Raw genomic sequence first — 24,034 nt, 5'->3', positions numbered from 1 at the left:
GGCAATAGTTGATTTTGTAAAAATAAATTAAAGATTTTTGCTTACCTTTTGATAGTTGAATGTACATATAAGAAAAAAAAGAAATGAAACAAATTTTAAAAGTAATAATTTTTATGTTCTTTGTGTCAAATGTATTTGCACAAAGTAGTGAATCTCAGGCTTGTAAATACCTAAAAGAATCATCAAAGGCACATTGTAAAGGAAAATTTAAAAAATCAGCACGAATTTTAAAACGTTTTGTTTCAAAATTTCCTGAGCATCAATTGAATGAAGAAGCAAAATTATCAATTGGTATTTCCTACTTAAAAGTTGGGAAATATAAGAAAGCTGAACGTTTTTTTAATGAATTAATAAAAATCAAAGATTATCCTGATGATGAAACTTTATTTGATTTTTCAAAATGTAATTATTTGCAAACTGAATGTGCAAGTTTTTTAAAGTCAGACAGAATGCTGTCAATACAACATGAAGCATTTATATATTTAGCTGAAATATCTTTAGAAAGAGAAAACTGGAATTCTGCATTTGAGAACATTGTAAATGCAGATAAATATTACAGATATTGGTATGGCTGTGGTACTGGAGATCTTCAAGAAGACATACGCTTATCACTTCTGTATTCAAAATATTATTTAAAAATCAACAAAAGCGATTCGGCACTAAAGGTTTTACTTCCTTTAGTGCTTGAACCTGCGGCATTACCTATTCTTCATTATTCCGAATTAGTTGAAAAAACCCTAAGATTGCTTAAGCAGAAATATGATAAAGATGAGTTGAAAACAATCGTTGATAAGGCAATTGATGAAGTTTATTTTCAGAATTTGGATAAGTATAAACATGGAGGAAGAGTTTATTTTATTAAGCTTTTAGATGTAAAAGTTAAAGTTGCCCCCGAATATCTTTTTCAAAAAAATAAAAATCCTGAAGAAGTAAAAGACTACATTAAGAAAACGGATTTTTATAAGAAAATTTTAGAATAAAAAAATAATAGAAAAGTAAAAAATTATAAATGAAACCATTAGCAGATAGGATGCGTCCCAAAAGTCTTGATGATTTTATCGGTCAGAAACATCTCGTAGGAGAAGGTGCTATTTTGCGTCAGGCAATTGAGAAAAAGAACATTCCTTCAATGGTGTTTTGGGGACCTCCCGGAGTAGGTAAAACAACACTCGCTTCGATTATTTCTGAAAAACTGAATATTCAATTTTTTTCAATGAGTGCTATTCAGGTTGGTGTTAAGCAAGTGAGAGAAATTATTGACTTAGGAAGAAGAACAAGCAGTGTTATTTTGTTTCTTGATGAAATCCATCGTTTTAATAAAGGACAGCAAGACGCTTTGCTTGGAGCAATTGAAAAAGGACATATTATTTTTATTGGTGCTACAACCGAAAATCCTTCTTTTGAGGTAAATTCTGCTTTGCTTTCACGTTGTCAGGTTTTTACTCTCAAAGAACTTGAAAGCGAAGACCTTAAAAAACTTGCCAAAAATGTTATTTCAAAAGATGAATTTTTAAAAGAAAAAAATATTGAGATAAAAGAATGGGAAGCAATGCTGAGGATTTCGGGGGGTGATGCTCGGAAGTTTTTAAATATTATTGAAATTGTTGTAAGTCAATCAAATAACGATAAAATTGTTTTTACTAATGATTTGGTAACGAAAACTATACAATCAAAAATTTCGGATTATGACAAAAAAGCTGAGCAACACTATGATATTGTTTCGGCTTTTATAAAATCAATGAGAGGAAGCGACCCCAATGCAAGTGTGTATTATCTTGCACGCATGCTTGAAGGTGGAGAAGACCCTAAATTTATTGCAAGAAGGATGATAATACTTGCCTCGGAAGATATTGGAAATGCTAATCCCAATGCTCTTTTGCTTGCAAATAGTTGTTTTCAATCAATTGATGTAATAGGAATGCCTGAAGCAAGAATAATACTTTCTCAAACGGCAATTTATCTTGCTACTTCGCCCAAAAGCAATGCTTCCTATATGGCAATAAACGAAGCAATAGCTACAGTAAAAAAAAGTGGAGACCTTGCTGTTCCTTTGCATTTGCGTAATGCTCCAACAAAATTGATGAAAGAAATGGGTTATTCCAAGGGATATAAATATGCTCATTCACACAAAGGAAATTTTGTTGACATTGAATTTTTACCTGACAAAATAAAAGGAACTAAACTCTATGACCCCGGACAAAATAAACGCGAAGAAGAAATAAGAAAAAGGCTAAAAAACTTTTGGAAAAATAAGTATGATTATTGATTATAAAATTTGAAATTATAAGTTATGAGAAAAATAATTACATTAATAATTGTTACAGCACTTTTAATTCAGTTCAACGCATTTTCACAAAAAAACAAAATTGATACTTCCCAAATATCTTTTAACGGTATCTCAAAAAAAGTAACTTACACCAAAGGAAGAACAATTAAAGAGGTAGAATATTTTATAAAGAACAATACAGATAAAGATATAAAATTCAAATTGGTAGGAGCTTTTTCTGTAGGGAAAAGATATGCAGAACCTTTGATGAAATCCAAAATATATGTTTATAGCAAAGGCAAGTATAGAAAACAAAAATTCATATTTGTAAAAGCAGGGAAAAAGGAAAAATTCAAAGTAATATTTCAACCGATAAAAATATACACAGGAACAAATTATACAATTCGTACAATCCTTGACGTTGATGGTATAAGGCTCAAAAGTGAAGCAAAAGTTTGGCAATACAAAAAAGCTAGAATTGATAAAAACAGATTAAAAGATAAGTTATAATACTAAACCGCTATTAAGATGCTGATTAAGAAAATAAATTATTTTTGTTTTGTTTTTCTTCACAAAATTCTTGCATAGCCATAGCTACGGAATAATTTTTTGAATAAAAACAGGGCGAAAAGAAATGTTTTATTTTCAGTATCTTGATGGCGGTTTAGTATAAGTGTTGATATTCTTTTTTTTCCGTTCTTTTCAATTCCCTTTTCTTGTTTTGCTCCATCACGATGTATAATTTGCAATTACACCTAAATAGCACAACCTCAATAATATGCAGTTTTAAAAGACATTGTATTTTTTAATACTTTAGGGATATAAAATTACCCCCTTATTACTTCTTTTTTAATATGCTGAATATGTCCACGGCCAAGAGCTTTAACTTCACAACCAAGTTCAAAATAACGTTTTATTTTTTCATCGGTAAGAATACCGAAACAATCAATTATTGCAATTGAATTACCAGCCCATTTCACAATATCCTCAGGATTTAAATTTAAATATTCTTCGTGAGGTACTGCAAGAATTAATGCTTCAACTCCATGAATTGCTTCTTTAATATCTTTTTGAACATGAATGTCTTTTAAAGGTTCTTGATTTCTAAAAAATCTTTTCCATGAATGCTCGGGAGGATAATAAGTATCTTGTTCTTCAAGCTCATACCAAATGTCAACATAAGGATCGTGTACTTTAATATCAGCACCCATTTCACGAATTCTTCTTGTTAGAATTTCGCTTCCACTGTATCTTGTATCGCCAACATCTTGCCTGTAGCTTGCACCACAAACCAATACTTCGCTTCCTGAAATATACTTGTCAAGATTTCGTAAAGCATCTCTTGTTAATTCAGCAACATGCAATGCTCTTGTGTCATTGATGTCAATAGCCGTAGGTGTTATTTTAAATAATTTATCACCGTCATCAAATGCTAAAATATTTTTGTAAGCCCAATAACCGAGTCCACCGTCTTTAGGCAAACAATAACCACCGATACCAGGTCCGGGGAACATTATGTTGCTATGAGTAGGTCGCACTTGTATGGCTTTAATAACTTTTGTTAAATCAACACCGTTTCTTTCTGCAAACAAACTCCATTCGTTAAGAAAAGCTAAAATTGTTGCACGATATGAGTTCTCAACAATTTTTGTAGTTTCCGACTCAATAGGTCTGTCCATCACTGTTAGCGGAAAGTCTTTTGTATTTAATACTTCATGTAAAAATATTTCTACACGTTTTTTTGCTTCTAAGTTACAACCTGAACAAACACGCCAAAAATCACGAATACTTGAAACATATTCTTTGCCGGGCATTACTCTTTCAAAGCTATGAGCAAGAATTGGAACGGATTTGATATTTCGTTTTTTAAATTCTTTCTTCAATATTGGCCATGCAATAAGTTCCGTTGTTCCCGGTGCAACTGTTGTTTCAATTAAAACCATACACTCAGGTTTCATTTTTGAACCAATGGTTTTTATGGTTGCCTCAAGTGCTGTTATTTCCGCCTCACCTGTTTTCATGTTACCAAGGTCATTTTTTATAAAATCACATTGAACATCAACCACTACGGAATCGGCAAGTTTTATACAATCACTATTATATGTTGATACAAATGTTTTTCTTTCATTAACTGTTCGTTGTATTAATTCATCTACTTCGGGGTCATCGGCTTTTACAGGTGATACTCCTTGATTTAAAATAGGAATTTTCCAAAAACTTCTTGCACTTGGTCTTTGAATTCCAATTACAAATTTACTTGATTTGTTGTTTTTGTCTTCTGTATCAGCAACAATTGCAGCCATTACAACACCTACGAATCCAAGACCCATTACAGCAACAATTTCTTTTCCTTCCTTACGTGCTTTTTTAGCTAATTTTTCTACACGTTCAAATTCGCTTTTATATTCTTCTTTTTGAGGTATTTCAAATTTTTCTCCGTCAGGACTTACTGAATATTTAATTTTATTTTTTGTCATATTTATATTTTTAATAAAAGATTATACGATAATTGTTTGATTTTTTTGAACTACAAAAGAAATGAAAAATTATTAATAAACAGAAAAGAATATTTTAAAAACTAAGTTAGCATATTTTTATCAGAAAATTCAGGGAATTTCAATAATAAAAACGAAATTTGTATGAAATTTATTTTTAATAAAAAACCAATTGGAATGAATATTTTAGTATTAGGTGGAGGTGGAAGAGAGCATGCAATTTGTTGGGCAATAGCAAAAGACAGCAATCAAAATAAAATTTTTATAGCACCGGGAAATTCAGGGACAGCTTCTTTGGGAGAAAATGTAGAGCTAAATCCTGAAGATTTTTCTGCAATTGAAAAGTTTGTTTTGCAAAGTAAAATTGAATTGGTAATTGTAGGTCCTGAGGCTCCAATTGTTAAGGGAATTTATGATTTTTTTAAAGCAAACAAAAAGTTGAAAGATGTTTTAATTCTTTCACCATCAAAAGAAGGTTCATTACTTGAAGGAAGTAAGGAATATGCGAAAAAATTTATGATAAAACATAATATTCCTACTGCGGCATATCAAAGTTTTACAAAAAAGGAATACGAAAAAGCAAAAAAATATTTGGAGAGACATAAAATACCTGTTGTTGTAAAAGCCGATGGACTTGCAGCAGGCAAGGGCGTTACAGTAGCAGAAAGCAAAGAGCAAGCTTTAAAAGCTTTAGAAGAGTTGTTTCTTGATGACAGATTTGGAGAGGCAGGAGAAAAGGTAGTAATTGAGGAATTCCTTGATGGAATTGAAGTTTCTATTTTTGTACTTACTGATGGAAACAATTATGTTATTTTACCTGAAGCAAAAGATTACAAAAGAATCGGTGAAGGAGATACAGGTCCTAATACAGGTGGAATGGGTGCAATATCTCCTGTTCCATTTGCTACTGAGGAGTTTTTGACCACGGTTAAAACAAAAATTATTGAACCGACAATAGCCGGTTTAAAAAAGGATAAAATTGATTACAAAGGATTTGTGTATTTCGGATTGATGAACGTAAGCGGAAATCCTTATGTAATTGAATACAATGTAAGATTAGGCGACCCGGAAGCAGAAGTGATACTTCCAAGGATTGATGAAAATATTTTACCTTTATTAAAAGATGCCGCAAAAGGAGAATTGAAACCAAAGAAAATTCAATTTGTAGAAGATTATTCTGCTACACTTATGCTAGTGTCTGGCGGATATCCGGGAAGTTATGAAAAAGAAAAAGTCATCACAGGATTTGAAAAAGTTAAAGACAGCATAGTTTTTCATGCCGGAGCAAAAGCAGAAGGGGATAAAATACTTAGTAGCGGAGGACGTGTTTTGGGAATTACTTCACTTGCAAAAACATTATCGGAAGCAGTACAGCTATCCTTAAAAAATGCTGAAAACATTTCATTTGAAAAGAAAAATTATAGAAGGGATATTGGGAAAGATTTAATGAAATTTTAAGAACCAAGCCGAAACTCATGTAGCAAAAAATATTCGGCTCCATTGTGCATTAATTTCGATTCATAAAGTTGGCAACTTTCAATATTTTGATTGATTCTAAAACTATCTTGAGTAATAAGTGTAGGGTATTTTACATTTTTTTCTCTCAGGCGACTAAGAGTAATGTGGGCTTTATTCCTTTTTCTAATTTTTATATCAAAAGGAATATCTTGTTTTTTATAAAAGGTTTTCAATCTTATAAACGTTTCATAAACAAAAATATCAAACTCTTTACTATGATAAAATTCACCCCAGATCATTCGTGGCGAATTTTGATTTGGAATATAAAAAAAGTTGTTAAAGCCAATTTTAAAAGGAGAGATGTTTTGAAAAAATGTAGCCAAATGTTTTGTCAGCAAAGGAATTTTGTCTTCCTGAAACTCACCAATAAAAATAAGTGTTATGTGCCAATTAGCTTCTTTTACCCATTTTACGTTTGATAAATTTTGTTTCTCAACGAAAGAATTGCATTGATTTTTGATATCTTTATTTACGGGAAGTGCAAGAAAAAGTCTTTTTGTTTTTGTCATAACAACTGCAAAATTAGAATAAATGATAACAGAAGTTGTATTTTTGTAGAAAATAAAAAATACTACAATTATGTTAAATGCTTTTAAACTGATAGGAAAACTTGGGGAAATAAAAGACAAAATGAAGGAAGTAAAAGAAAGGCTTCAATTTATAAAAATCATCCACGAAACAGAAGACGGACTTATAAAAGTATATGCCACAGCAACAAAAGAAATAAAAAAAATTGAGATAAACGAAAATATGCTTGTTCCTGCTGCTAAGGAAGACCTCGAAGAAAAACTCGTAAAAGCATTAAACGAAACAATTGCTAAATGCGATAAAGAAGGGAAAAAAGAAACAAAGGAAAGTCTGAAAGGAAGTTTGCCCGATATTCCCGGACTCGATATTGATAGTTTACCTATTTAGTGTCTCTAAGAAAACTCTGCAAAATTAGATTCCTATCTTTTTGCGATATTTTTATCTTTCTCAACTCACTGATGCTAAGGCATCGCCTCGTCTCAAAAAATAAAAATCTCATCAAAAATCTTAGAAATCATAAAATTTGATAGTTTTCTTAGAGGCACTATTTAGATAATTTTTAAAATAAAAAATTGAAAGCAGAGTTTTTCCGTCAATAAATTCACCTTTTTCAAGCATTTCAAATACTTTTTCAACGGGGAATTCAACAACTTCAAGGTATTCATTTTCACTATCAAGACCTCCACCTTTTTGGATTTTATCTTTGTTTTCAACTTCAGCATAAAAGAGATGAATCTTTTCGTTTAACAAACCGCAAGAAGGGAAAAAAGTGCTAAGATGTTTTGGTAAAGAAATTTTATAACCCGTTTCTTCCAGTGTTTCACGGATAATTGTTTGTTCGGCAGATTCATTATTTTCAATTACACCCGCAGGAACTTCCCAAACAAAGCCGTCATTATTTTTAGTAAAAACAGCTGCACGAAATTGCCTGATAAGAACAATTTTATTTGAGCTTTTATTAAAAATTAATATTGCAGAAGCATCAGGGCGAGTTACTACAAATCTTCTAATATTTGTTTTTTGTTCAATTAATTCAAAATGAAGTTCGTCAACACCAACGAATTTTTTAAAAAGAGTTTTTGAGGATATAAGTTTAACTTTAGGCATAAAATAATAAATCAAAATTGCACAAATGTACAATTTTGATTTTAAATAAAATGGGGAATTTATAACAAGCTAATTGTTATAAGAATAACTATTTCTTAACCTTTTTAACTATTGCATCAAAAGCTTCGGGCTCGTTCATTGCTAAATCTGCAAGAGTTTTTCTGTTAATATCAATATTATTTTCATCCAAAAGATGAATAAATTTTGAATAAGATAAATCATGAGGACGAACAGCAGCATTTATTCTTTGAATCCACAAAGAACGAAATACTCTTTTTTTAGTCCTTCTATCTCTATATGCGTATTGAAGTCCTTTTTCTACAGCATTTTTAGCTACTGTATAAACATTCTTTCTTCTTCCGTAATAGCCTTTTGCCTGCTTTATTATTTTTTTTCTTCTTTTTTTAGAAGCTACTTTATTTGTTGATCTTGGCATTTTATTATCTTTTAGATTTTTCTAAAAATTAAAGACATAGACAATCTTTAATGTTATTTTCATTTGTTTTATGAAGTACGGTATCTTTTGTCAGATTTTTCTTTTGAACATGAGACTTCTTTCTCAATAAATGACTATGATAAGCTTTCCGTCTTATAATTTTTCCTGATCCGGTTATTTTAAATCTTTTTTTTGCTCCGGATTTTACTTTCATTTTTGGCATCGTTCTATTTTTTACTTTTTATTGGTGTAATAAATATAATCATTCTTTTACCTTCCATTTTGGGCATCTGATCAACTGTCCCATATTCTTCAAGGTCTTGTATAAATTTCAAAAGTAATATTTTACCCCTTTCTTTATACACTATTGTTCTTCCTTTAAAATGCACATAAGCCTTAAGCTTAGCACCTTCATCTAAAAACTTTTTAGCATGATTAAGTTTAAATTTATAATCATGATCATCAGTATTGGGTCCAAATCTTATTTCTTTTAGTACAGTTTTATGACTTTTTACCTTTTGTTCTTTTATCTTTTTCTTTTGGTCGTAAATAAATTTCCCAAAATCAATAACCTTACAAACAGGAATATCGCCTTTTCCAAATATTTCTACGAGATCAAGACTTTGATTTTCGGCCATCTTTTGAGCTTCGTAATTGGTGTAAATACCTTCATTTACATTTTTTCCTACAACTCTAACTCTATCTGCACGAATTTCACTGTTTACCCTGTACTGATATTCCAATTTTTTTTCTCTTGGAACAAATCGTTTTCTTCTTTTAATGACTATAATAGCCTCCTTTAATTAGTTTTCAATTTCTTTTAAAATTTCTTTAACAAAACTTTCAAGGTCTTTTGTTCCCAAATCGCCACTTCTATGTTTCCTTATAGAAACCTGATTGCTTTGTTCTTCTTTCTCTCCAACAATAAGCATATAAGGAGTTTTTTTCATTTCAGCATCACGAATCTTCTTCCCTATCTTCTCTTTGCTAGTATTAATTGAGGTGCGAATTTCGTAATTATTCAAATAATTCCAAACTTTTTTTGCATAATTAATATATTTATCGCTAATTGGCAAAATTATAACCTGTTTAGGAGCCAACCATAATGGAAAAAAACCGCCTGTATGTTCAATTAATAATCCGATAAATCTTTCCATTGAACCAAAGGGTGCTCTATGAATCATCACAGGTCTGTGCTTTTGATTATCTTCTCCAATGTACGTAAGATCAAACCTTTCGGGTAAATTGTAGTCAACCTGAACTGTGCCGAGTTGCCATTCTCTACCCAAAGCATCTTTAACCATAAAGTCAAGTTTTGGTCCGTAAAAAGCTGCTTCACCAATAACAGTTGTTGTTTTTAATCCTTTTTCTTTAACGGCTTCAATTATTGCTTTTTCTGATTTTTCCCATACCTCATCGCTTCCAATATATTTTTTCGTATCCTCCGGGTCACGTAAAGACAGCTGTGCGGTAAATTTTTCAAAGCCAAGTTTGCTGAATAAAATTTGAATAATATCAACTACATCAAGAAATTCTTCTTTTAATTGGTCGGGACGACAAAAAATATGTGCATCATCTTGAGTAAAACTCCTTGCTCTTACAAGTCCGTTCAATTCTCCCGATTGTTCATATCTGTAAACTGTTCCAAACTCAGAAAGTTTTATCGGTAATTCACGATACGAATGATGATCGTTATTATATATTTCACAATGATGAGGACAATTCATTGGTTTAAGCATGTATTCTTCGCCTTCGCTTGGAGTTGTAATTGGTCGGAAAGAATCCTCTCCGTATTTTTCATAATGTCCTGATGTTTGATAAAGTTCTTTTCTGCCAATGTGAGGAGAAATAACTTGCTGATAACCTCTTTTTCTTTGTTCTTTAGTTAAAAATTCTATTAGTTTTTCACGAATAATAACTCCGTTTGGCAACCACATTGGTAAGCCTGAACCTACTTTTTCCGATATCATAAAAATATCAAGTTCTTTACCGAGTTTTCGGTGATCCCGTTTTTTTGCTTCTTCAAGTAATTCTAGATACTCATCAAGCATTTTCTTTTTAGGGAAAGTAATACCGTATATACGTGTTAATTGTTTATTATTATCATCACCTCTCCAGTAAGCACCTGCAATTGTTAAAAGTTTAATAGCTTTTATTGAAGAAGTATCCGATAAATGAGGTCCTTTACATAAATCGGTAAAGCTTCCTAATTCGTAAAAAGTTATTGTTCCGTCTTCAAGCTCATTTATTAATTCGGTTTTGTACTCATCTCCATTTTTTTTATAATACTCTAATGCATCGGCTTTACTTACTTTTTTTCTTACAAAATTATCTTTTTGCCTTGCAAGCTCAAGCATTTTATTTTCAATTTTTATTAGCTCAATCGGTGTTATTTCTTTTTCACCTGAGTCTATGTCATAATAAAAACCATTATCTATTGACGGACCTATGCCGAATTTTGTGTTTGGAAATAATTCAACAGTAGCTTCTGCCATAAGATGAGCTGATGAATGCCAAAAAATCTTTTTCCCATCTTCATCGTCAAATTTTAAAATATTTATTTCCCCATCTTCAATAACAGGCATATTTAAGTCCTGAATATTGTTGTTAATCTTTATTCCTAAAGCTTCTTTGGCTAATCGAGGATGTATTGATTTCGCTATTTCATATCCCGAAATACCTTTTTCAAATTCTTTTATGTTGCCGTCAGGAAAAGTTAATTTCATTTCAATTTCATTGTATTGGGTAAATAAATAAGCTCGCAAATTTAAAATTAATTGTTTAATTTACTCAATGCTTGCTTAACTATTTTGTCATCAGGCTTGTTTGAAAGAATTTTCTGGTAATCTTTTCTTGCTTTCTCTTTGTTGTTGAGGCTATCATAACAAATGGCTCTGCCGAAATATGCTTCATAATATTGTGGTGCAGCGGAAATTGATTTCGTAAAATATTTTATTCCCATTTCATATTTTTCTTTAAGAAAAAAAATATATCCTAAGTTGTAGTTTGCACTTTTGTGAATAGAATTTATTTCTAAAATTTTTTTATAATCTGTGATTGCTTTATTAAAGCTGTCAATATTTTGGTACAACAAAGCACGATTATACAATACTTTGGTATTTGAGGGTTGTAAATTTAAAGCATTTGTATAGTAAACAATTCCATCAGCATTGTTTTTTAAACTGTAAAGATAACCAAGGTCAAGGTAAGAATTAAAATAATCCGGGTCAACATCAATAGAGGTTCTTAAGTTAGAAATTGCTCTTGCTGTATCCTTCATTTGCAAATAATAAGATGATTTTAAAGCATAAGTCTCAGGATTATATTTATTTCTGCGTAATGCGGAATTTAAGTTTTCAACACATTCTTGTGGTTTTGCCTGATACAAATATATTTCACCTAATCGGATAAAAGCATAATCATCTTTGCTATTTATAGAGATACTTTTTTTATATGATTTTATTGCAGCTTTTATGTTTGTTGCATCAAAATATAGCTTTGCTTGATAGTTGTAATATTTGAAATTTTCTTTATTAATACTAACAGCTTTTTCCATATCCTTGATAGCAAGCATTAATTTATTATCTGTTTCGTAAAGCTTTGCCCTGTTAAAATAATTAATAGCCTTATTAGGATGCTTTTTTATTTCATCTGAAATTTGTTTGATTTTTTTACTCAGATAATTATGAGATAATTTTTTGTCAATTGCAGTTTCATTTTCTTTTTTTTCTTCAGAATTTTTACAATTCGTTAAAGATAAAAGAGATATTATTATTGTAAAAAGTATAAAAATTGTATTTTTCATCATTATTTTTGTTTTCTTACGAAATGCAAAAATACGAAAGTCTTTGAAATCAGAAAAACCATCTTGTTCGTTAAATTTGTTTCTTGAATTGCGAAGCATATCATGAACACCTTTAAAATAATATTAGACTTGGTAAATAAAGAAATGAATTATTAGAACCTACTTTAAACTTTCTTTAACTATTTTTGCCCCTTCTTTTTTTCTATTCCAAAAAAAGTTTTAAAAAAGTGTTTGAGAGAATTTCAATATATTACAATAAATTAATTATCAAATTTAAGCTTGAGGCTTTTAAAGAAATAATTATTTTTATGGCAATTATTCTTAGTATGCATCTTTTATGGAGATTGTGGGGGCGGGTTTTTGATTATAAAATATTGGGACATCATGTTCTTAATCCTGTATTTCAAATATTAACAGATAATCTTAGAAACGTAAGTGCTTGGGTTAGTAATGTTATAGGAATAGAAACCGTAATAATGGGCGATTATCTTGTTCATACTAAATATTCTCTTTTAGGGGTAACCATGGGTTGTTCTGGTTTGAAGCAATATTATCAAATTGGTGGTTTGCTTATGCTTTATCCAGGACCATGGAAAAAGAAACTCTGGTATATTCCTGTTGGATTTGTAGTGATTTATTTTACAAACGTTTTTAGAATTGTTGCTTTATATGCTGTTGTAATTTACAAATTTGAATGGTTTTATTTTTTACATGACTGGGTTGCTCGACCATTATTTTATGTCATAATCTTTTTGCTTTGGGTTTTGTGGGTTGAAAGGTTAGCAGTAAAAAAGGAAGCTAAAAATTAGTGTTTCTATATTGATTTGTGTGGGTGAAATAAAATTAAAGCCACAGATTAAAATTAATTTATATGCAATATTTTAATTAAGATATGACCCCTAAAGAGGATGCCATAACACCCAGTGAGTTGGTTTTTTCCCTTTAGGAAATTTAAGGGGTAGTACAGGTAGGCAAATAATGAGTTTTCTTATAAGCACTAATTTTAAAAAGAGTAATTTTGTAATCTGTCTTTGACAGACGTAGTCTTTTCTTTTTGCATGTCTTCGACAGACGAAGTCTGTGGCAAATTTGATTATCCACAGTATTTGACATAGAACCTTAAATTTTTAATAAAATGAAAAAAATATTTGCATTATCCATTTTAACATCAATGATACTATTTTCGGGATGTAACAAAAATGTTGTTTTTGATAAAAGTCAAAAAATTGAGGATTATATTTGGAATAAACAAAAGATAATTGAATTTGATTTTGATGTAAATGATACAATTTCAACTCATTTAATTTCTTTTGAAATACGCCATGCTACACATTTTATGTATGATAACTTGTTAGTAGAATTAATAATTCTAACACCTTCTGCCGATACTTTTTCGCAAGATATTACCTTGCCTATTCGGGATAAAGAGCATGAATTTAAAGGTAAAGGAGCAGGAGATATTTGGGATATTTCTATCCCTGTGTTTTATGATTTTAATTTTCCTGAAAAAGGTAAATATAAATTTCAAATTAAAAACGCAATGCCTGAAGCAAAAACAGTTGCAATTATGGCGGTAGGAATTAAAATTAAAAAGGAAGTAAAAAATAACTAATTATGAAAACAATAGGATTAATAGGCGGAATGAGTTGGGAATCAACTTTGGAATATTATCGTTTGATTAATGAGCTTACAGGGGAAAAATTAGGCAAATTACATTCAGCAAAAATAATAATGTATTCAGTTGACTTTGAAGAAATTCAAAACTTACAACACTTAGGAAACTGGACTGAACTTGGGAATACCCTTGCTGATATTGCCATAAGACTTGAAAATGCCGGAGCTGAAATAATTTTGATTTGTACCAATACAATGCATAAGGTTGCACAAGATATTCAGGAAAAAATTTCAATTCCACTTTTACACATTGCCGATACAACAGCCGAGGAAATAAAGAGTAGAAAAGCAAAAACAGTAGGCTTACTTGGAACAAAGTTTACAATGGAAGAAGATTTTTACAAAAAAAGATTTAAAGAAAAACATGGAATTGATGTTGTAATTCCTACAAAAAATCAAAGACAATATATTCATGATGCTATTTATAACGAATTATGTTTTGGAGTTATGAAGGATTCAACCAAACAAAGATTTTTGAATATTATTAACGAATTAGTATCAAATGCTGCTGAGGGAATTGTACTTGGATGTACTGAAATACCATTGCTTATAAAACAAGAAGACTGTAAAATTCCAATATTTAACACAATGCAAATTCATGCAAAAGAAGCTGTTAATTTTTCAGTTGACGTGAAAAGTTAAAAGCTTTTGGGGGGTTCTATAAATACATTTCTTTTAAGAAACAAAGATAATGAATAAGATGCAAGGCACAAATTTTTCTGAATAGCCGTAGCTATTGAGAAAAATTTTAACGCAGTCAGATTGTTTGTTATCTTTGTTCCCAAAGGGTTTTCAGAGTTTTTTATATACTTCTTCAAAAATTTTTACATTATCTCGATTTGCTTCAAAATTTTTCATTGTCTATAAAAAACTCTGAAAATCTTAATGCGAATGTATTTATAGAACCCCCCTTAAAAAAAATATTGTTAAAAAACGATTTCAAAAACCTCATTTATTAAATAAATATTATATTTGCCTAACCAAAAAAATAATATTTATGAAAACAAAATTAATTTTTACACTTGCAATGATGATTGCATTAAGTTCATCTGCACAATTTTATGGAGGCGTTGGTCTGGGTTACGGAGCAGCAGCAAATACTGATGTTATCGGTAGTAAAACAGATAATATTGGAACCGAAACAAACATTTATGGTAGCTTTGGGCAAGGTGCCAATGCATCACTAAATGCGGGCTTCATGTTTAATGATTATCTTGGTTTTGAATTAGGAATGAATTATTTATCAGGTTCAAAATTAACTGTAGCCGATGTTGATGTAACAGGCTTTACTCAACTTAGTGAGGCATCATCAAAAATGCTTCGTTTAATGCCACAATTTAAAGTAGCATCAGAATCTGTCTATGCTAAATTTGGTGTGATTGTACCTGTAATGGGCAAAACTACAGTGGAAACAACTAAAACAGTGGGCGGAACAGAAACTAATATTATTGGAGAAACTGTCGGCTCTTTTTCTGTTGGTTTTATTAGTGCTGTGGGTTATCAATATTCTTTATCGGAAAGTTTAGGGTTTTTTGCTGAATTGCAATATGTAGGACTTTCTATTAAAGGGAATTCTTCAGAAATTACTAAGTATGATGCAGGTGGAACGGATATGTTACCGAACCTTAATACCCAAACTATTAAAACAGAATATGTTGACGAATTAAAAGTAACAGATAATCAAGACACAAATATGCCAACAAAAGAATTAAGAGGAAGTAGCCAATATTCATCCTTTGGATTAAATTTTGGATTGGTATTTTATATAAATTAGAAATATAAAAATAAAAAAAGAGAAGCTATTTTAGCTTCTCTTTTTTTTTAATGTGCTTCCAGCCAATTTCCTCCCTCACCACTGTCTATAATTAATGGAACATCAAGTTTCACTACATTTTCCATTTTATCTTTAACAATTTCTTTTACTTTTTCCAATTCGGGTTTATAAACATCAAAAATAAGTTCATCATGAACTTGTAAAATCATTTTTGATTTTAAATTTTCATCCTGAAAAACTTTATCAATATTTACCATTGCCAATTTAATAATATCGGCTGCACTTCCTTGAATTGGAGCGTTTATCGCATTTCTTTCGTCAAAAGATCTTTGTGCTGCAGAACGAGAATTTATATCTTTTAAATATCTTCTTCTGTAAAAAATTGTTTCTGCATATTCCTTTTCTCTTGCTTTTTCAATGCATAGCTCAATATATTTTTTTACTCCCGGATATTTTTCAAAATACTGATTAATTATTTCCGACCCTTCTTTTCTTGGAATGTCAAGTCTTTGTGCAAGTCCCCAAGCAGAAATTCCATAGAGAATTCCAAAATTAACTTCTTTTGCTTTTCTTCTCATTTCAGGAGTTACATCTTTTTGTTCAACCTCAAAAACATTTGCTGCTGTAGCTGTGTGAACGTCAATATTATTTTGAAAGGCATTTAAAAGTTCTTTGTCTTTACTTGTATGAGCTACTACCCTTAATTCAATTTGAGAATAATCAGCAGAAAAAAGAACATGATTCTCATCTTTTGGAATAAATGCTTTTCTAATATGCCTTCCTCTTTCTGAGCGAATCGGGATGTTTTGTAAATTAGGATTTTTAGAACTAAGTCGTCCTGTTGTAGTTACGCTTTGATCAAAAGTAGTGTGTATTCTTTTTGTATCTTTATCAATAATTTCAGGTAAGGCATCAACATAAGTTGATTTTAATTTCTTGAGTTGACGATAGTTTAAAAGCAATTCTGCAATTTTATGTTTTTTTGCCAGATTTTGTAAAACATCCTCGCTTGTTGAGTATTGTTTTGATTTTTTTGTCTTTTTTGCTTTTGGGTCAAGTTTCATTACGGTAAAAAGAATTTCACCTACTTGTTGCGGAGAGTTTATGTTAAAACCAATTCCTGCAATTTTATGAATTCCTTTTTCAAGTTCTTTTAGTTCTTTTTCAATAAGAACAGAATATTCATTTAAAGCTTTTTTATCAATCAGTACACCCTCATTTTCCATTTTGGCAAGTACTTTTATTAAAGGACTTTCAATGTTGAAGAATAATTCTGTATTATTGCTTTCAGAAATTTCGTTTTTTAGTTTTTCAAATAATTGAAGATAAATATCTGCTTTTTCGCAATAGTAATTTTGAAGTTCGGAGCTATCTAAATTTGCAGAGATTATTGGTTTATAATTTAAATATTGCTCACTTAAAATTTCATATTCATGCTTTGCTCCCGAATCAATAATGTAATGGGCTATTGTGTTGTCATATAATTTACCTTTAATATCAATTCCATATTTTTGAAAAACACGAATTGTAAATTTTAAATCAAAAGAAATTTTTTCTATCTCATGATTTTCAAAAATAGGCTTGAGTTTGTTCAAACTTTTTTTTACTAAATCCTCATCTCTTGAAAATTTATAATAATATGCCTCGTTTGCTTTTAATGAAAATGAAATATTGCGAATGCGTGTATATTTTATAAGCGAATTACTGAATTCAATATTAAAACTAAATTTTTTACTTTCGATAATCTTTTTTATCAACTCCTCAAGTTCATCATCATTTTCAATGTTTATATATTTTTTATCAAAATCCTTTTCTGTTTTTAATTTTTCTTTTTCCTCCGTATATTGAACAGCAAATAAATCCTCTGTAATTTTTATACTTTCTTTCTTTTGAGGCTCTTTACCAAGAATTCTTTTTCCGAGGTTTTTAAACTCAAGTTCGGCAAACAAAGTTTCTAAAGTATCTTTATCCCATTCTTTTATTTTACAATTATTTTCATCAAAATCAACAGGTGCATCTGTAAGTAAGCTTGCAAGTTGTTTTGATAGAATAGCTTTGTCTCCATTATTTTCAACATATTCTTTTTGTTTTCCCTTAAGTTTATCGGTGTTTTTAAGAAGGTTTTCAATGTTATCAAATTCTGCAATTAATTTTTTTGCAGCTACAGGACCAATACCCGGAATGCCGGGAATATTATCAACAGCATCGCCTGTTAACCCCTGTATTTCCACTACTTGATTAACTCTTTTTATTCCAAATTCTTTTTTCACTTTTTCGACATCCCAAATTTCAGATGGTTTTTTCTTTCTGGCAGGTTTGTACAAAAAAACATTATCGGTAACAAGCTGAGCAAAATCTTTGTCGGGGGTGTACATAAAAATATCAAAATCCTCTGCAGGAACTTTTTTGGTAATTGTAGCGACAATATCGTCTGCCTCGTATCCCGGTACTTCAAGAATTGGAATTTTGAACGCTTCAATTATTGATTTAATAATAGGAATAGAAGCAGTAATATCCTCAGGTTGTTTGTCTCTGTTTGCTTTGTATTCCGTGTAAATTACTTGACGCTCAGTTACTTCGTAGGAATCAAATGCAACTGCAATGTGTGTAGGCTTTTCTTTTTCAAGAATTTCAATCAAGGAATTTACAAATCCAAAAATCGCAGAAGTATTATTACCTTTTGAGTTCATTCTGGGGTTACGAATAAAAGCAAAATGTGCTTTGTAAATTAAAGCAAAAGCATCAATCAAAAATAGTTTTTTCTTTTTATTGGACATAAAATAATTTTTTTAGTATAAAATATTGTTGGTAAATTTAAGAATTAAAAACTGATAATTTGAAAATAAAATAATAAATATTTATTGTATTTATCTTGTTTAAGTTGACTCATTGCTATCTTTGAATTTTTACAAAACACTTATAATTTTTAAAAATTCATGAAAAATAATATATTTAATGTCTTGTTTTTGTTTTTATCAATGTCAATAATGTTTTCTTGTAATAACAAGCAGGAAGTAGCTCAAAGTAATAATATTGAAATTGACATTAGCGATTCAACAAATGATTTTTACGATAATGTAAAAACATCTGTATTTACAATGCCTGAAATAGAAATATCAGGTGAAATTCTTAAAACTGTAAAAGTTGATTTTACTAAGTTGAAACAACATAGCCTTATCGTAAAAGAAACTATTTTGACAAATGGAAATGATAGCTTTACCGGAGCTTTTCAGTACAGCGGTTTTTCTTTACACGATATTTTAAATAATGTAAAACTAGATAAAAAAAATAAAGATGAATTTCGTCCGATTGTTGATCTTTATGTAGAAATATTAAATGATAAAAATGAAAAAGTAAGAGTAAGCTGGGGAGAAATTTATTATCCTACTGATTTACACAAAATAATAATTGCAACTTCGGTAAGAAGAATTGTTCCTTCAAAAACCAAAGAATTATGGGAATTACCCACAGAAAGCAAATTGATTGTTGCAAATGATTTGTTAACCGAAAGGAATATTAGCAATCCCACAAAAATTATTGTTAAATCCTATCAAAAAAGCTTTGAAGTAAAAAGACACAGAAAAACACTTTATTCACCGTCAGTTGATATTTTTTACAAAAATGAAAAATTGAAAACAATTTATTCAAAACCAATTGAATTGGATTCTCATGTTATCAACACAATATTTTACGGTAGAGGAAGAGGTATTCATAGCACATTACCTTTTACAGGTTTTTATTTAAAAGACATTCTTATTAAAGATTTTCCATTCTCAAAAACTGCATTAAAAAAGGGACTTGTAATTATTGCTTCAGTTGATGGATACAGGGCTGTTTTTACTTACAGTGAAATATTTAACAGAAACGACCAGTCTGAAACATTAATGATGTATCGTCCACAAAGCAAACATGGTGGCAAATTCCGTTTGTTTCCTTCTAGTGATTTCTTTTCCGATAGAGCAATTAAAGCTGTTAGTGAAATTCACTTTTTAATGGAATAATTTTTAAAAAATGCACTAATTTATCAATCTTCCATACGAGACAAAAAAACTAAGTATTTAATTCCCTATTCTTTCATTAGCGGCAAAAAAAGCAATTATCAAATTTAGAAATCTTTTATTCGCACCAATTTTTTTTTCGTAAATTCCCATTTTTTATTCATTAAGTACGATTGTGATAAATCAAAAAAACAGAAGTTTAGTAGAAATTCATTTTGCTGTTTTTCTTTTTGGACTTGCAGGATTGTTTGCTAAATTTTTGCCTCTTCCGGCTATTGTTATTGTTTGGGGAAGAGTGCTTTTTGCTTCTTTAAGCTTAGGAGTTATACTTTATTTTAGCAAAACTTCATTCAAATTAAACTCCTTAAAGGATTACTTTATTCTTTCGGCAATGGGAATTATCCTTGCTTTTCATTGGTTTGCATTTTTTCACTCAATTCAATTATCAACCGTAGCAATTGGGTTATTGACATTTTCAACTTTTCCCGTATTTGTTGCTTTTATTGAACCAATATTTTTCAAGCAAAGAATTAAACTTTTTGATATTTTTATTGCCTTTATCACTTTTGCAGGTGTGTTGTTAATTATTCCTGAATTTAAATTAAATAATAATGTTACCATTGCTGTTATCTGGGGTGTTTTGTCAGGAGTATCCTTTGCTGTTCTTTCTGTTTTGAATAAATCATTTATTAACAAATATTCAAGTCTTACAATTGCTTTTTATGAAGATACTGTTGCTGCAATTGTTTTAGTTCCCTTTCTATTTTTTATAGAATTTGAAATTACAGCAGGAAATATTTTTATGTTAATGTTACTTGGAGTTGTTTTTACGGCTGTTGCTCACACTCTTTTTATTAAAGGAATGAAGATGGTTAAAGCACAATTAGCAAGTATAATTGCTTCACTCGAACCTGTTTATGGTGTTGTGTTTGCAATTATTTTATTGAATGAAATTCCTGATCAAAAAGTTTTTATTGGCGGTGCATTAATAATTTTAGCAACAATTTGGGCTTCATTAAAAAAGAGAAAATGATTAAATTCAAAGTAAAAATCAATAAATTTGATGCATCATTTTTTTGAAAAGAATTAACGAATTTTCTAACAAAACAATCAAAAGCAAAATATGGATTGGAATAAATTATTATCACACAAAAGACTTGGCAAAGAAAACAAAATTGATAAATTTGCTTCAACAAGAACTGAATTTCAAAAAGATTTTGACCGCATAGTTTTTTCATCAGAATTCAGACGTTTGCAAAACAAAACTCAAGTTATGCCTTTGCCTGGTTCCGATTATGTAAGAAACAGACTAACACACAGCCTTGAAACATCTTCGGTTGCTCGTACTTTAGGAACAATTGTAGGAACTGAAATAATAAAAAACAATAAAGAAATTGAAAAAGAGCATAATATTACAGCCTCCGAAATTGGTTCGGTTGTAAGTGCTGCCGCTTTGGCTCATGATATCGGGAATCCACCTTTTGGTCATGCAGGAGAAGATGCAATTTCCGAGTATTTTAAAAAGAATACACAATTTTTGAAAAATTTAAATGAGTTTGAAAGTGCTGATCTACAAAATTTTGAAGGCAACGCTGCAGGGTTCAGATTGATTGCAAATTCATTGGCAGCACAAACATCAATAGCAGGTGGGCTGGGACTTACCTACACAACCTATGCAACATTTACAAAGTATCCGAAATTTAGCTTGCCCGATTTAAAAAAAACAGGAATTGCCAGTGAAAAAAAATTCAGTATTTTTCAAAGTGAAAAGGAAATATTTAAAAAAATTGCACTGGAAACAGGATTAAAAGCTAAAGGAGATACAGAAAGATGGCACCGCCATCCTTTAACATTTCTGGTAGAAGCAGCCGATGATATTTGCTATCATATTATTGATTTTGAAGATGGCTATCATGTTGGAAATATTGATTTTAACACAATTGAATCTTTGTTTAAAGAAATATTAAAAAACAACTGGGGAAAAGAAATAAAAAGATATAATCAAATATTTGACAAGTCGAAAAAAATAAATTATTTGAGAGCAAAAGTTATTAGTGAGCTTGTAAAAGAGGTTACTCAAATTTTTATTGAGAATGAAAATAAACTTTTAAAAGGAGATTTTGATACAGCATTGTTAGATTGTGTTAAACAGTTTGAAATATTAAAAGAGATAAAAGATATTTCTGTAAAAAAATTATACAAAAGCAGAGTGGTTGTAGAAATTGAATCAGCAGGATTTACAGTTATTCCCGGTTTGTTAGATGCCTTTTTAAATGCTGTTTTTGACCCACAAAATAAAAAGAACAAACTTTTAAAAGAACTTATTCCGAAACAGTATCTTAGCACTGATAAAACAAATTATGAAGATTATCAAAAAATATTAAATATTGTAATGTTTGTTTCGGGAATGACAGATAAATATGCAATTAATCTTTACAAAAAAATAAATGGCATTAGCTTGCCTGAGTATTAAAATTGTATTTTTGTTTTCAATAAAATATTAAATGATTGAAGTAAAAGAAATAGAAAAGAAATTAAAGAATTATAAATTCATTGACTTATTTGCTGGAATAGGAGGCTTTCATTATGCTTTGAAATCCTTTGGTGCAGAATGTGTTTTTGCATCTGAAATTGATAATAAAGTATCGGATATTTACGAAATAAATCACAATTTAAAGCCATTTGGAGATATAACAAAAATTAATGAAAAAGATATTCCAGAACACGATATTTTGTGTGGTGGATTTCCTTGTCAAGCCTTTTCTATATCTGGAAAGCAAAAAGGATTTGATGATATTCGTGGAACTTTATTTTTTGATATTACAAGAATTGTAAATTATCATAGACCAAAAGTATTATTTCTGGAAAATGTAAAGAATTTTGCAAAACACGATAATGGTAATACTTTAAAAGTTGTAATTAAAACTTTAAATAAAATGAATTATACAGTTCATTATAAAGTCTTAAATACAAGTAATTTTGCTTTGCCACAAAATAGAGAAAGGATTTATATTATTGCATTTAACAATTCAGAATTTAACAATACATCTTTTACATATCCATCATTAAAACTAATTTCTGCTTTATCTGATATTTTAGAGAGTAGTCCAAAAGATGGTAAAATTATAGAAAGAACAGATGTTGAATTTTATAAAAAATATAATCCAACGAAAAATATTTTTGGGGAAATAGATTTACTTAATAAGCCAATCCAAATAGGGAAAGTTAATAAAGGAGGGCAAGGGGAACGAATTTATCATCCATTAGGACATTCGATAACATTATCGGCTTATGGTGGCGGTGTTGGTTCAAAAACAGGTATTTATAAAATTGATAACAAGTTAAGGAAATTGTCACCGAGAGAATGTGCTAGATTACAAGGTTATCCTGAGAGTTTTATTTTTCATAAAAGCATACCCGAAGCACATAAACAATTTGGGAATAGTGTGTCTGTGAATGTTTTACAATATTTAATAAAAGAGATTATCAATACAATAGAAACGAATGAAGAAAGAACAGAAATTAGGTTCGGAAACCGCAAAACAAGGGTTCAAGAACGAGTGAAGATGATTAGTTTATTTTTTGACAAGTCCTTAGTACAAAATTTCACGCATTCCACAAAATCAAGAATACTTCACACTAATAATTTCTAATAACTCCAAAATTTCATTTAAACTGTTGTTTGTAGTAAGTTTTATTCTGTAATTTTTGATGTCTTTAATGCCTTTAAAATAATGGCTGTAATGTTTTCTCATTTCGAGAATAGCAAGTTTTTCGCCTTTCCATTTTACGGAATCAAGGAGGTGCTTTTTGCAAATATCTACTTTTTCGGAAATTGATGGAGACGATAATTTTTCTCCTGTTTTAAAAAAATGTTTTATCTCTTTAAATATCCAAGGATTGCCCATAGTTGCTCTGCCAATCATTATTCCATCAACTTCAAAATTCGTTTTCATTTTCATTGCATCTTCAGGAGTTAGAACATCACCATTCCCAATTAAAGGTATTTTAAACCTTGGATTTTCTTTTATTTTATTAAACCAACTCCAATCTGCACTACCACTATACATTTGCTTTGCTGTTCGTGCATGAACGGCAAGTGCTTTTATTCCTGTATCCTGTAATTTTTCACTTAGCTCAGGAATAATAATTGAGTTTTGGTCCCAGCCCAGTCGTGTTTTAACAGTTACGGGTAAAGATGTTGCTTTTACTACTGCCCTTGTAAGTCTCAGCATTTTTTCAGGCTCTTTGAGTGCTGCTGCTCCTGCTCCGTGTTTTATAACTTTTTTTACAGGACATCCAAAATTCAGGTCTATGATATCGGGATTTTTTTCTTCAATTATTTTAATCGCTTCTACTAAACTTTCTTCTTTGTGTCCGAATACCTGTATGGAAACAGGTCTTTCCGCATCAAAAATATCCAGCTTTACATT

General features: G+C 30.0%; 24 protein-coding genes. 13 read left to right on the top strand and 11 right to left on the bottom strand.

Annotated features, from left to right (window positions below; translation table 11 throughout):
* Positions 1-83: 83 nt before the first annotated feature.
* From U9R42_10570 to U9R42_10560, 3 genes are read left to right on the top strand one after another with little or no spacing between them, the layout of a single operon-like run.
* Positions 84-980 (top strand): hypothetical protein, encoded by an 897-nt coding sequence (locus U9R42_10570; GenBank protein ID MEA3496467.1) that lies wholly within the window; start codon positions 84-86, stop codon positions 978-980.
* A 29-nt stretch (positions 981-1,009) separates the two neighbouring features.
* Positions 1,010-2,266 carry a replication-associated recombination protein A gene (locus tag U9R42_10565; protein MEA3496466.1) on the top strand — a complete coding sequence of 419 codons (1,257 nt, stop codon included), beginning with the start codon at positions 1,010-1,012 and terminating at the stop codon, positions 2,264-2,266.
* 24 nt (positions 2,267-2,290) lie between these two features.
* A complete protein-coding gene (locus U9R42_10560) occupies positions 2,291-2,776 on the top strand; it encodes a hypothetical protein (GenBank protein ID MEA3496465.1) in 486 nt (161 codons plus the stop codon).
* Between the two features lie 317 nt (positions 2,777-3,093).
* On the opposite strand, the gene U9R42_10555 is transcribed toward U9R42_10560, so the two are convergent.
* Positions 3,094-4,743 (bottom strand): nucleotide sugar dehydrogenase, encoded by a 1,650-nt coding sequence (locus U9R42_10555; protein ID MEA3496464.1) that lies wholly within the window; start codon positions 4,741-4,743, stop codon positions 3,094-3,096.
* A gap of 162 nt (positions 4,744-4,905) precedes the next feature.
* Between U9R42_10555 and purD the strand changes: the two genes are divergently transcribed.
* Positions 4,906-6,219 (top strand): phosphoribosylamine--glycine ligase, encoded by a 1,314-nt coding sequence (gene purD, locus U9R42_10550; GenBank protein MEA3496463.1) that lies wholly within the window; start codon positions 4,906-4,908, stop codon positions 6,217-6,219.
* Here purD and thpR read toward each other — a convergent pair.
* Entirely contained in the window at positions 6,216-6,788 is a 573-nt protein-coding gene (thpR, locus tag U9R42_10545) for an RNA 2',3'-cyclic phosphodiesterase (GenBank protein MEA3496462.1), read from the bottom strand. The genes purD and thpR overlap by 4 nt on opposite strands.
* Positions 6,789-6,858: 70 nt before the next feature.
* Between thpR and U9R42_10540 the strand changes: the two genes are divergently transcribed.
* Positions 6,859-7,194 (top strand): YbaB/EbfC family nucleoid-associated protein, encoded by a 336-nt coding sequence (locus tag U9R42_10540; GenBank protein ID MEA3496461.1) that lies wholly within the window; start codon positions 6,859-6,861, stop codon positions 7,192-7,194.
* Between the two features lie 120 nt (positions 7,195-7,314).
* Here U9R42_10540 and U9R42_10535 read toward each other — a convergent pair whose 3' ends face one another.
* The 6 genes from U9R42_10535 to U9R42_10510 form a co-directional block, all read right to left on the bottom strand.
* Positions 7,315-7,914: an NUDIX hydrolase gene (locus tag U9R42_10535; protein MEA3496460.1), complete on the bottom strand. Its 600-nt coding sequence runs from the start codon at positions 7,912-7,914 to the stop codon at positions 7,315-7,317.
* A gap of 88 nt (positions 7,915-8,002) precedes the next feature.
* A complete protein-coding gene (gene rplT, locus U9R42_10530; GenBank protein MEA3496459.1) occupies positions 8,003-8,350 on the bottom strand; it encodes a 50S ribosomal protein L20 in 348 nt (115 codons plus the stop codon).
* A gap of 28 nt (positions 8,351-8,378) precedes the next feature.
* On the bottom strand, positions 8,379-8,573 hold the full coding sequence (rpmI, locus tag U9R42_10525) for a 50S ribosomal protein L35 (protein MEA3496458.1): 195 nt from the start codon (positions 8,571-8,573) through the stop codon (positions 8,379-8,381).
* Positions 8,574-8,577: 4 nt separating this feature from the next.
* Positions 8,578-9,093, bottom strand: a complete 516-nt coding sequence (infC, locus tag U9R42_10520) for a translation initiation factor IF-3 (GenBank protein ID MEA3496457.1) — start codon at positions 9,091-9,093, stop codon at positions 8,578-8,580.
* 60 nt (positions 9,094-9,153) lie between these two features.
* Entirely contained in the window at positions 9,154-11,076 is a 1,923-nt protein-coding gene (gene thrS, locus U9R42_10515) for a threonine--tRNA ligase (GenBank protein MEA3496456.1), read from the bottom strand.
* A gap of 47 nt (positions 11,077-11,123) precedes the next feature.
* On the bottom strand, positions 11,124-12,254 hold the full coding sequence (locus U9R42_10510) for a tetratricopeptide repeat protein (GenBank protein MEA3496455.1): 1,131 nt from the start codon (positions 12,252-12,254) through the stop codon (positions 11,124-11,126).
* Positions 12,255-12,382: 128 nt separating this feature from the next.
* Here U9R42_10510 and U9R42_10505 point away from each other — a divergent pair, with 128 nt between their 5' ends.
* The 3 genes from U9R42_10505 (at position 12,383) to U9R42_10495 (ending at position 14,471) form a co-directional block, all read left to right on the top strand.
* A complete protein-coding gene (locus tag U9R42_10505) occupies positions 12,383-12,964 on the top strand; it encodes an exosortase/archaeosortase family protein (GenBank protein ID MEA3496454.1) in 582 nt (193 codons plus the stop codon).
* 326 nt (positions 12,965-13,290) lie between these two features.
* A complete protein-coding gene (locus tag U9R42_10500) occupies positions 13,291-13,767 on the top strand; it encodes a gliding motility lipoprotein GldH (GenBank protein MEA3496453.1) in 477 nt (158 codons plus the stop codon).
* A 2-nt stretch (positions 13,768-13,769) separates the two neighbouring features.
* Entirely contained in the window at positions 13,770-14,471 is a 702-nt protein-coding gene (locus U9R42_10495) for an aspartate/glutamate racemase family protein (protein MEA3496452.1), read from the top strand.
* Here the strand turns inward: U9R42_10495 and U9R42_10490 are convergent.
* Positions 14,468-14,647, bottom strand: a complete 180-nt coding sequence (locus U9R42_10490; GenBank protein MEA3496451.1) for a hypothetical protein — start codon at positions 14,645-14,647, stop codon at positions 14,468-14,470. The genes U9R42_10495 and U9R42_10490 overlap by 4 nt on opposite strands.
* Before the next feature lie 179 nt (positions 14,648-14,826).
* Here U9R42_10490 and U9R42_10485 point away from each other — a divergent pair, with 179 nt between their 5' ends.
* Positions 14,827-15,603: an outer membrane beta-barrel protein gene (locus tag U9R42_10485; protein MEA3496450.1), complete on the top strand. Its 777-nt coding sequence runs from the start codon at positions 14,827-14,829 to the stop codon at positions 15,601-15,603.
* A 47-nt stretch (positions 15,604-15,650) separates the two neighbouring features.
* On the opposite strand, the gene polA is transcribed toward U9R42_10485, so the two are convergent.
* Entirely contained in the window at positions 15,651-18,380 is a 2,730-nt protein-coding gene (polA, locus tag U9R42_10480; protein ID MEA3496449.1) for a DNA polymerase I, read from the bottom strand.
* A gap of 159 nt (positions 18,381-18,539) precedes the next feature.
* Between polA and U9R42_10475 the strand changes: the two genes are divergently transcribed.
* The 4 genes from U9R42_10475 (at position 18,540) to U9R42_10460 (ending at position 23,254) form a co-directional block, all read left to right on the top strand.
* Positions 18,540-19,604, top strand: a complete 1,065-nt coding sequence (locus tag U9R42_10475; protein ID MEA3496448.1) for a hypothetical protein — start codon at positions 18,540-18,542, stop codon at positions 19,602-19,604.
* Between the two features lie 172 nt (positions 19,605-19,776).
* A complete protein-coding gene (locus U9R42_10470) occupies positions 19,777-20,634 on the top strand; it encodes a DMT family transporter (GenBank protein ID MEA3496447.1) in 858 nt (285 codons plus the stop codon).
* Positions 20,635-20,724: 90 nt separating this feature from the next.
* The gene (locus tag U9R42_10465; protein ID MEA3496446.1) at positions 20,725-22,074 is read left to right on the top strand and encodes a deoxyguanosinetriphosphate triphosphohydrolase; all 1,350 of its coding nucleotides are present in this window, start codon (positions 20,725-20,727) and stop codon (positions 22,072-22,074) included.
* Between the two features lie 31 nt (positions 22,075-22,105).
* Positions 22,106-23,254: a DNA cytosine methyltransferase gene (locus U9R42_10460; protein MEA3496445.1), complete on the top strand. Its 1,149-nt coding sequence runs from the start codon at positions 22,106-22,108 to the stop codon at positions 23,252-23,254.
* Here U9R42_10460 and U9R42_10455 read toward each other — a convergent pair.
* Positions 23,225-24,034: tRNA-dihydrouridine synthase (locus U9R42_10455; protein MEA3496444.1), on the bottom strand; the 810-nt coding region annotated here is incomplete at its 5' end. The two genes, U9R42_10460 and U9R42_10455, sit on opposite strands and share 30 nt — an antisense overlap.

Source organism: Bacteroidota bacterium (assembly GCA_034723125.1).
In the GTDB taxonomy this organism is placed as follows: domain Bacteria; phylum Bacteroidota; class Bacteroidia; order CAILMK01; family JAAYUY01; genus JAYEOP01.
Note: the sequence above shows the minus strand (reverse complement) of the source record. Positions and strands in the feature narration are given on the sequence as shown.

What these genes read in the sequence shown, in the direction of transcription:
- U9R42_10475 (MEA3496448.1), top strand. Translation starts at nt 18,540, where the DNA reads ATGAAAAATAATATATTTAATGTCTTGTTTTTGTTTTTATCAATGTCA.
- U9R42_10485 (MEA3496450.1), top strand. Translation starts at nt 14,827, where the DNA reads ATGAAAACAAAATTAATTTTTACACTTGCAATGATGATTGCATTAAGT.
- U9R42_10465 (MEA3496446.1), top strand. Translation starts at nt 20,725, where the DNA reads ATGGATTGGAATAAATTATTATCACACAAAAGACTTGGCAAAGAAAAC.
- rplT (MEA3496459.1), bottom strand. Translation starts at nt 8,350, where the DNA reads ATGCCAAGATCAACAAATAAAGTAGCTTCTAAAAAAAGAAGAAAAAAA.
- U9R42_10570 (MEA3496467.1), top strand. Translation starts at nt 84, where the DNA reads ATGAAACAAATTTTAAAAGTAATAATTTTTATGTTCTTTGTGTCAAAT.
- U9R42_10510 (MEA3496455.1), bottom strand. Translation starts at nt 12,254, where the DNA reads ATGCTTCGCAATTCAAGAAACAAATTTAACGAACAAGATGGTTTTTCT.
- U9R42_10540 (MEA3496461.1), top strand. Translation starts at nt 6,859, where the DNA reads ATGTTAAATGCTTTTAAACTGATAGGAAAACTTGGGGAAATAAAAGAC.
- U9R42_10460 (MEA3496445.1), top strand. Translation starts at nt 22,106, where the DNA reads ATGATTGAAGTAAAAGAAATAGAAAAGAAATTAAAGAATTATAAATTC.
- U9R42_10535 (MEA3496460.1), bottom strand. Translation starts at nt 7,914, where the DNA reads ATGCCTAAAGTTAAACTTATATCCTCAAAAACTCTTTTTAAAAAATTC.
- thrS (MEA3496456.1), bottom strand. Translation starts at nt 11,076, where the DNA reads ATGAAATTAACTTTTCCTGACGGCAACATAAAAGAATTTGAAAAAGGT.
- purD (MEA3496463.1), top strand. Translation starts at nt 4,906, where the DNA reads ATGAAATTTATTTTTAATAAAAAACCAATTGGAATGAATATTTTAGTA.
- U9R42_10555 (MEA3496464.1), bottom strand. Translation starts at nt 4,743, where the DNA reads ATGACAAAAAATAAAATTAAATATTCAGTAAGTCCTGACGGAGAAAAA.
- U9R42_10495 (MEA3496452.1), top strand. Translation starts at nt 13,770, where the DNA reads ATGAAAACAATAGGATTAATAGGCGGAATGAGTTGGGAATCAACTTTG.
- rpmI (MEA3496458.1), bottom strand. Translation starts at nt 8,573, where the DNA reads ATGCCAAAAATGAAAGTAAAATCCGGAGCAAAAAAAAGATTTAAAATA.
- polA (MEA3496449.1), bottom strand. Translation starts at nt 18,380, where the DNA reads ATGTCCAATAAAAAGAAAAAACTATTTTTGATTGATGCTTTTGCTTTA.
- U9R42_10565 (MEA3496466.1), top strand. Translation starts at nt 1,010, where the DNA reads ATGAAACCATTAGCAGATAGGATGCGTCCCAAAAGTCTTGATGATTTT.
- U9R42_10500 (MEA3496453.1), top strand. Translation starts at nt 13,291, where the DNA reads ATGAAAAAAATATTTGCATTATCCATTTTAACATCAATGATACTATTT.
- U9R42_10560 (MEA3496465.1), top strand. Translation starts at nt 2,291, where the DNA reads ATGAGAAAAATAATTACATTAATAATTGTTACAGCACTTTTAATTCAG.
- thpR (MEA3496462.1), bottom strand. Translation starts at nt 6,788, where the DNA reads ATGACAAAAACAAAAAGACTTTTTCTTGCACTTCCCGTAAATAAAGAT.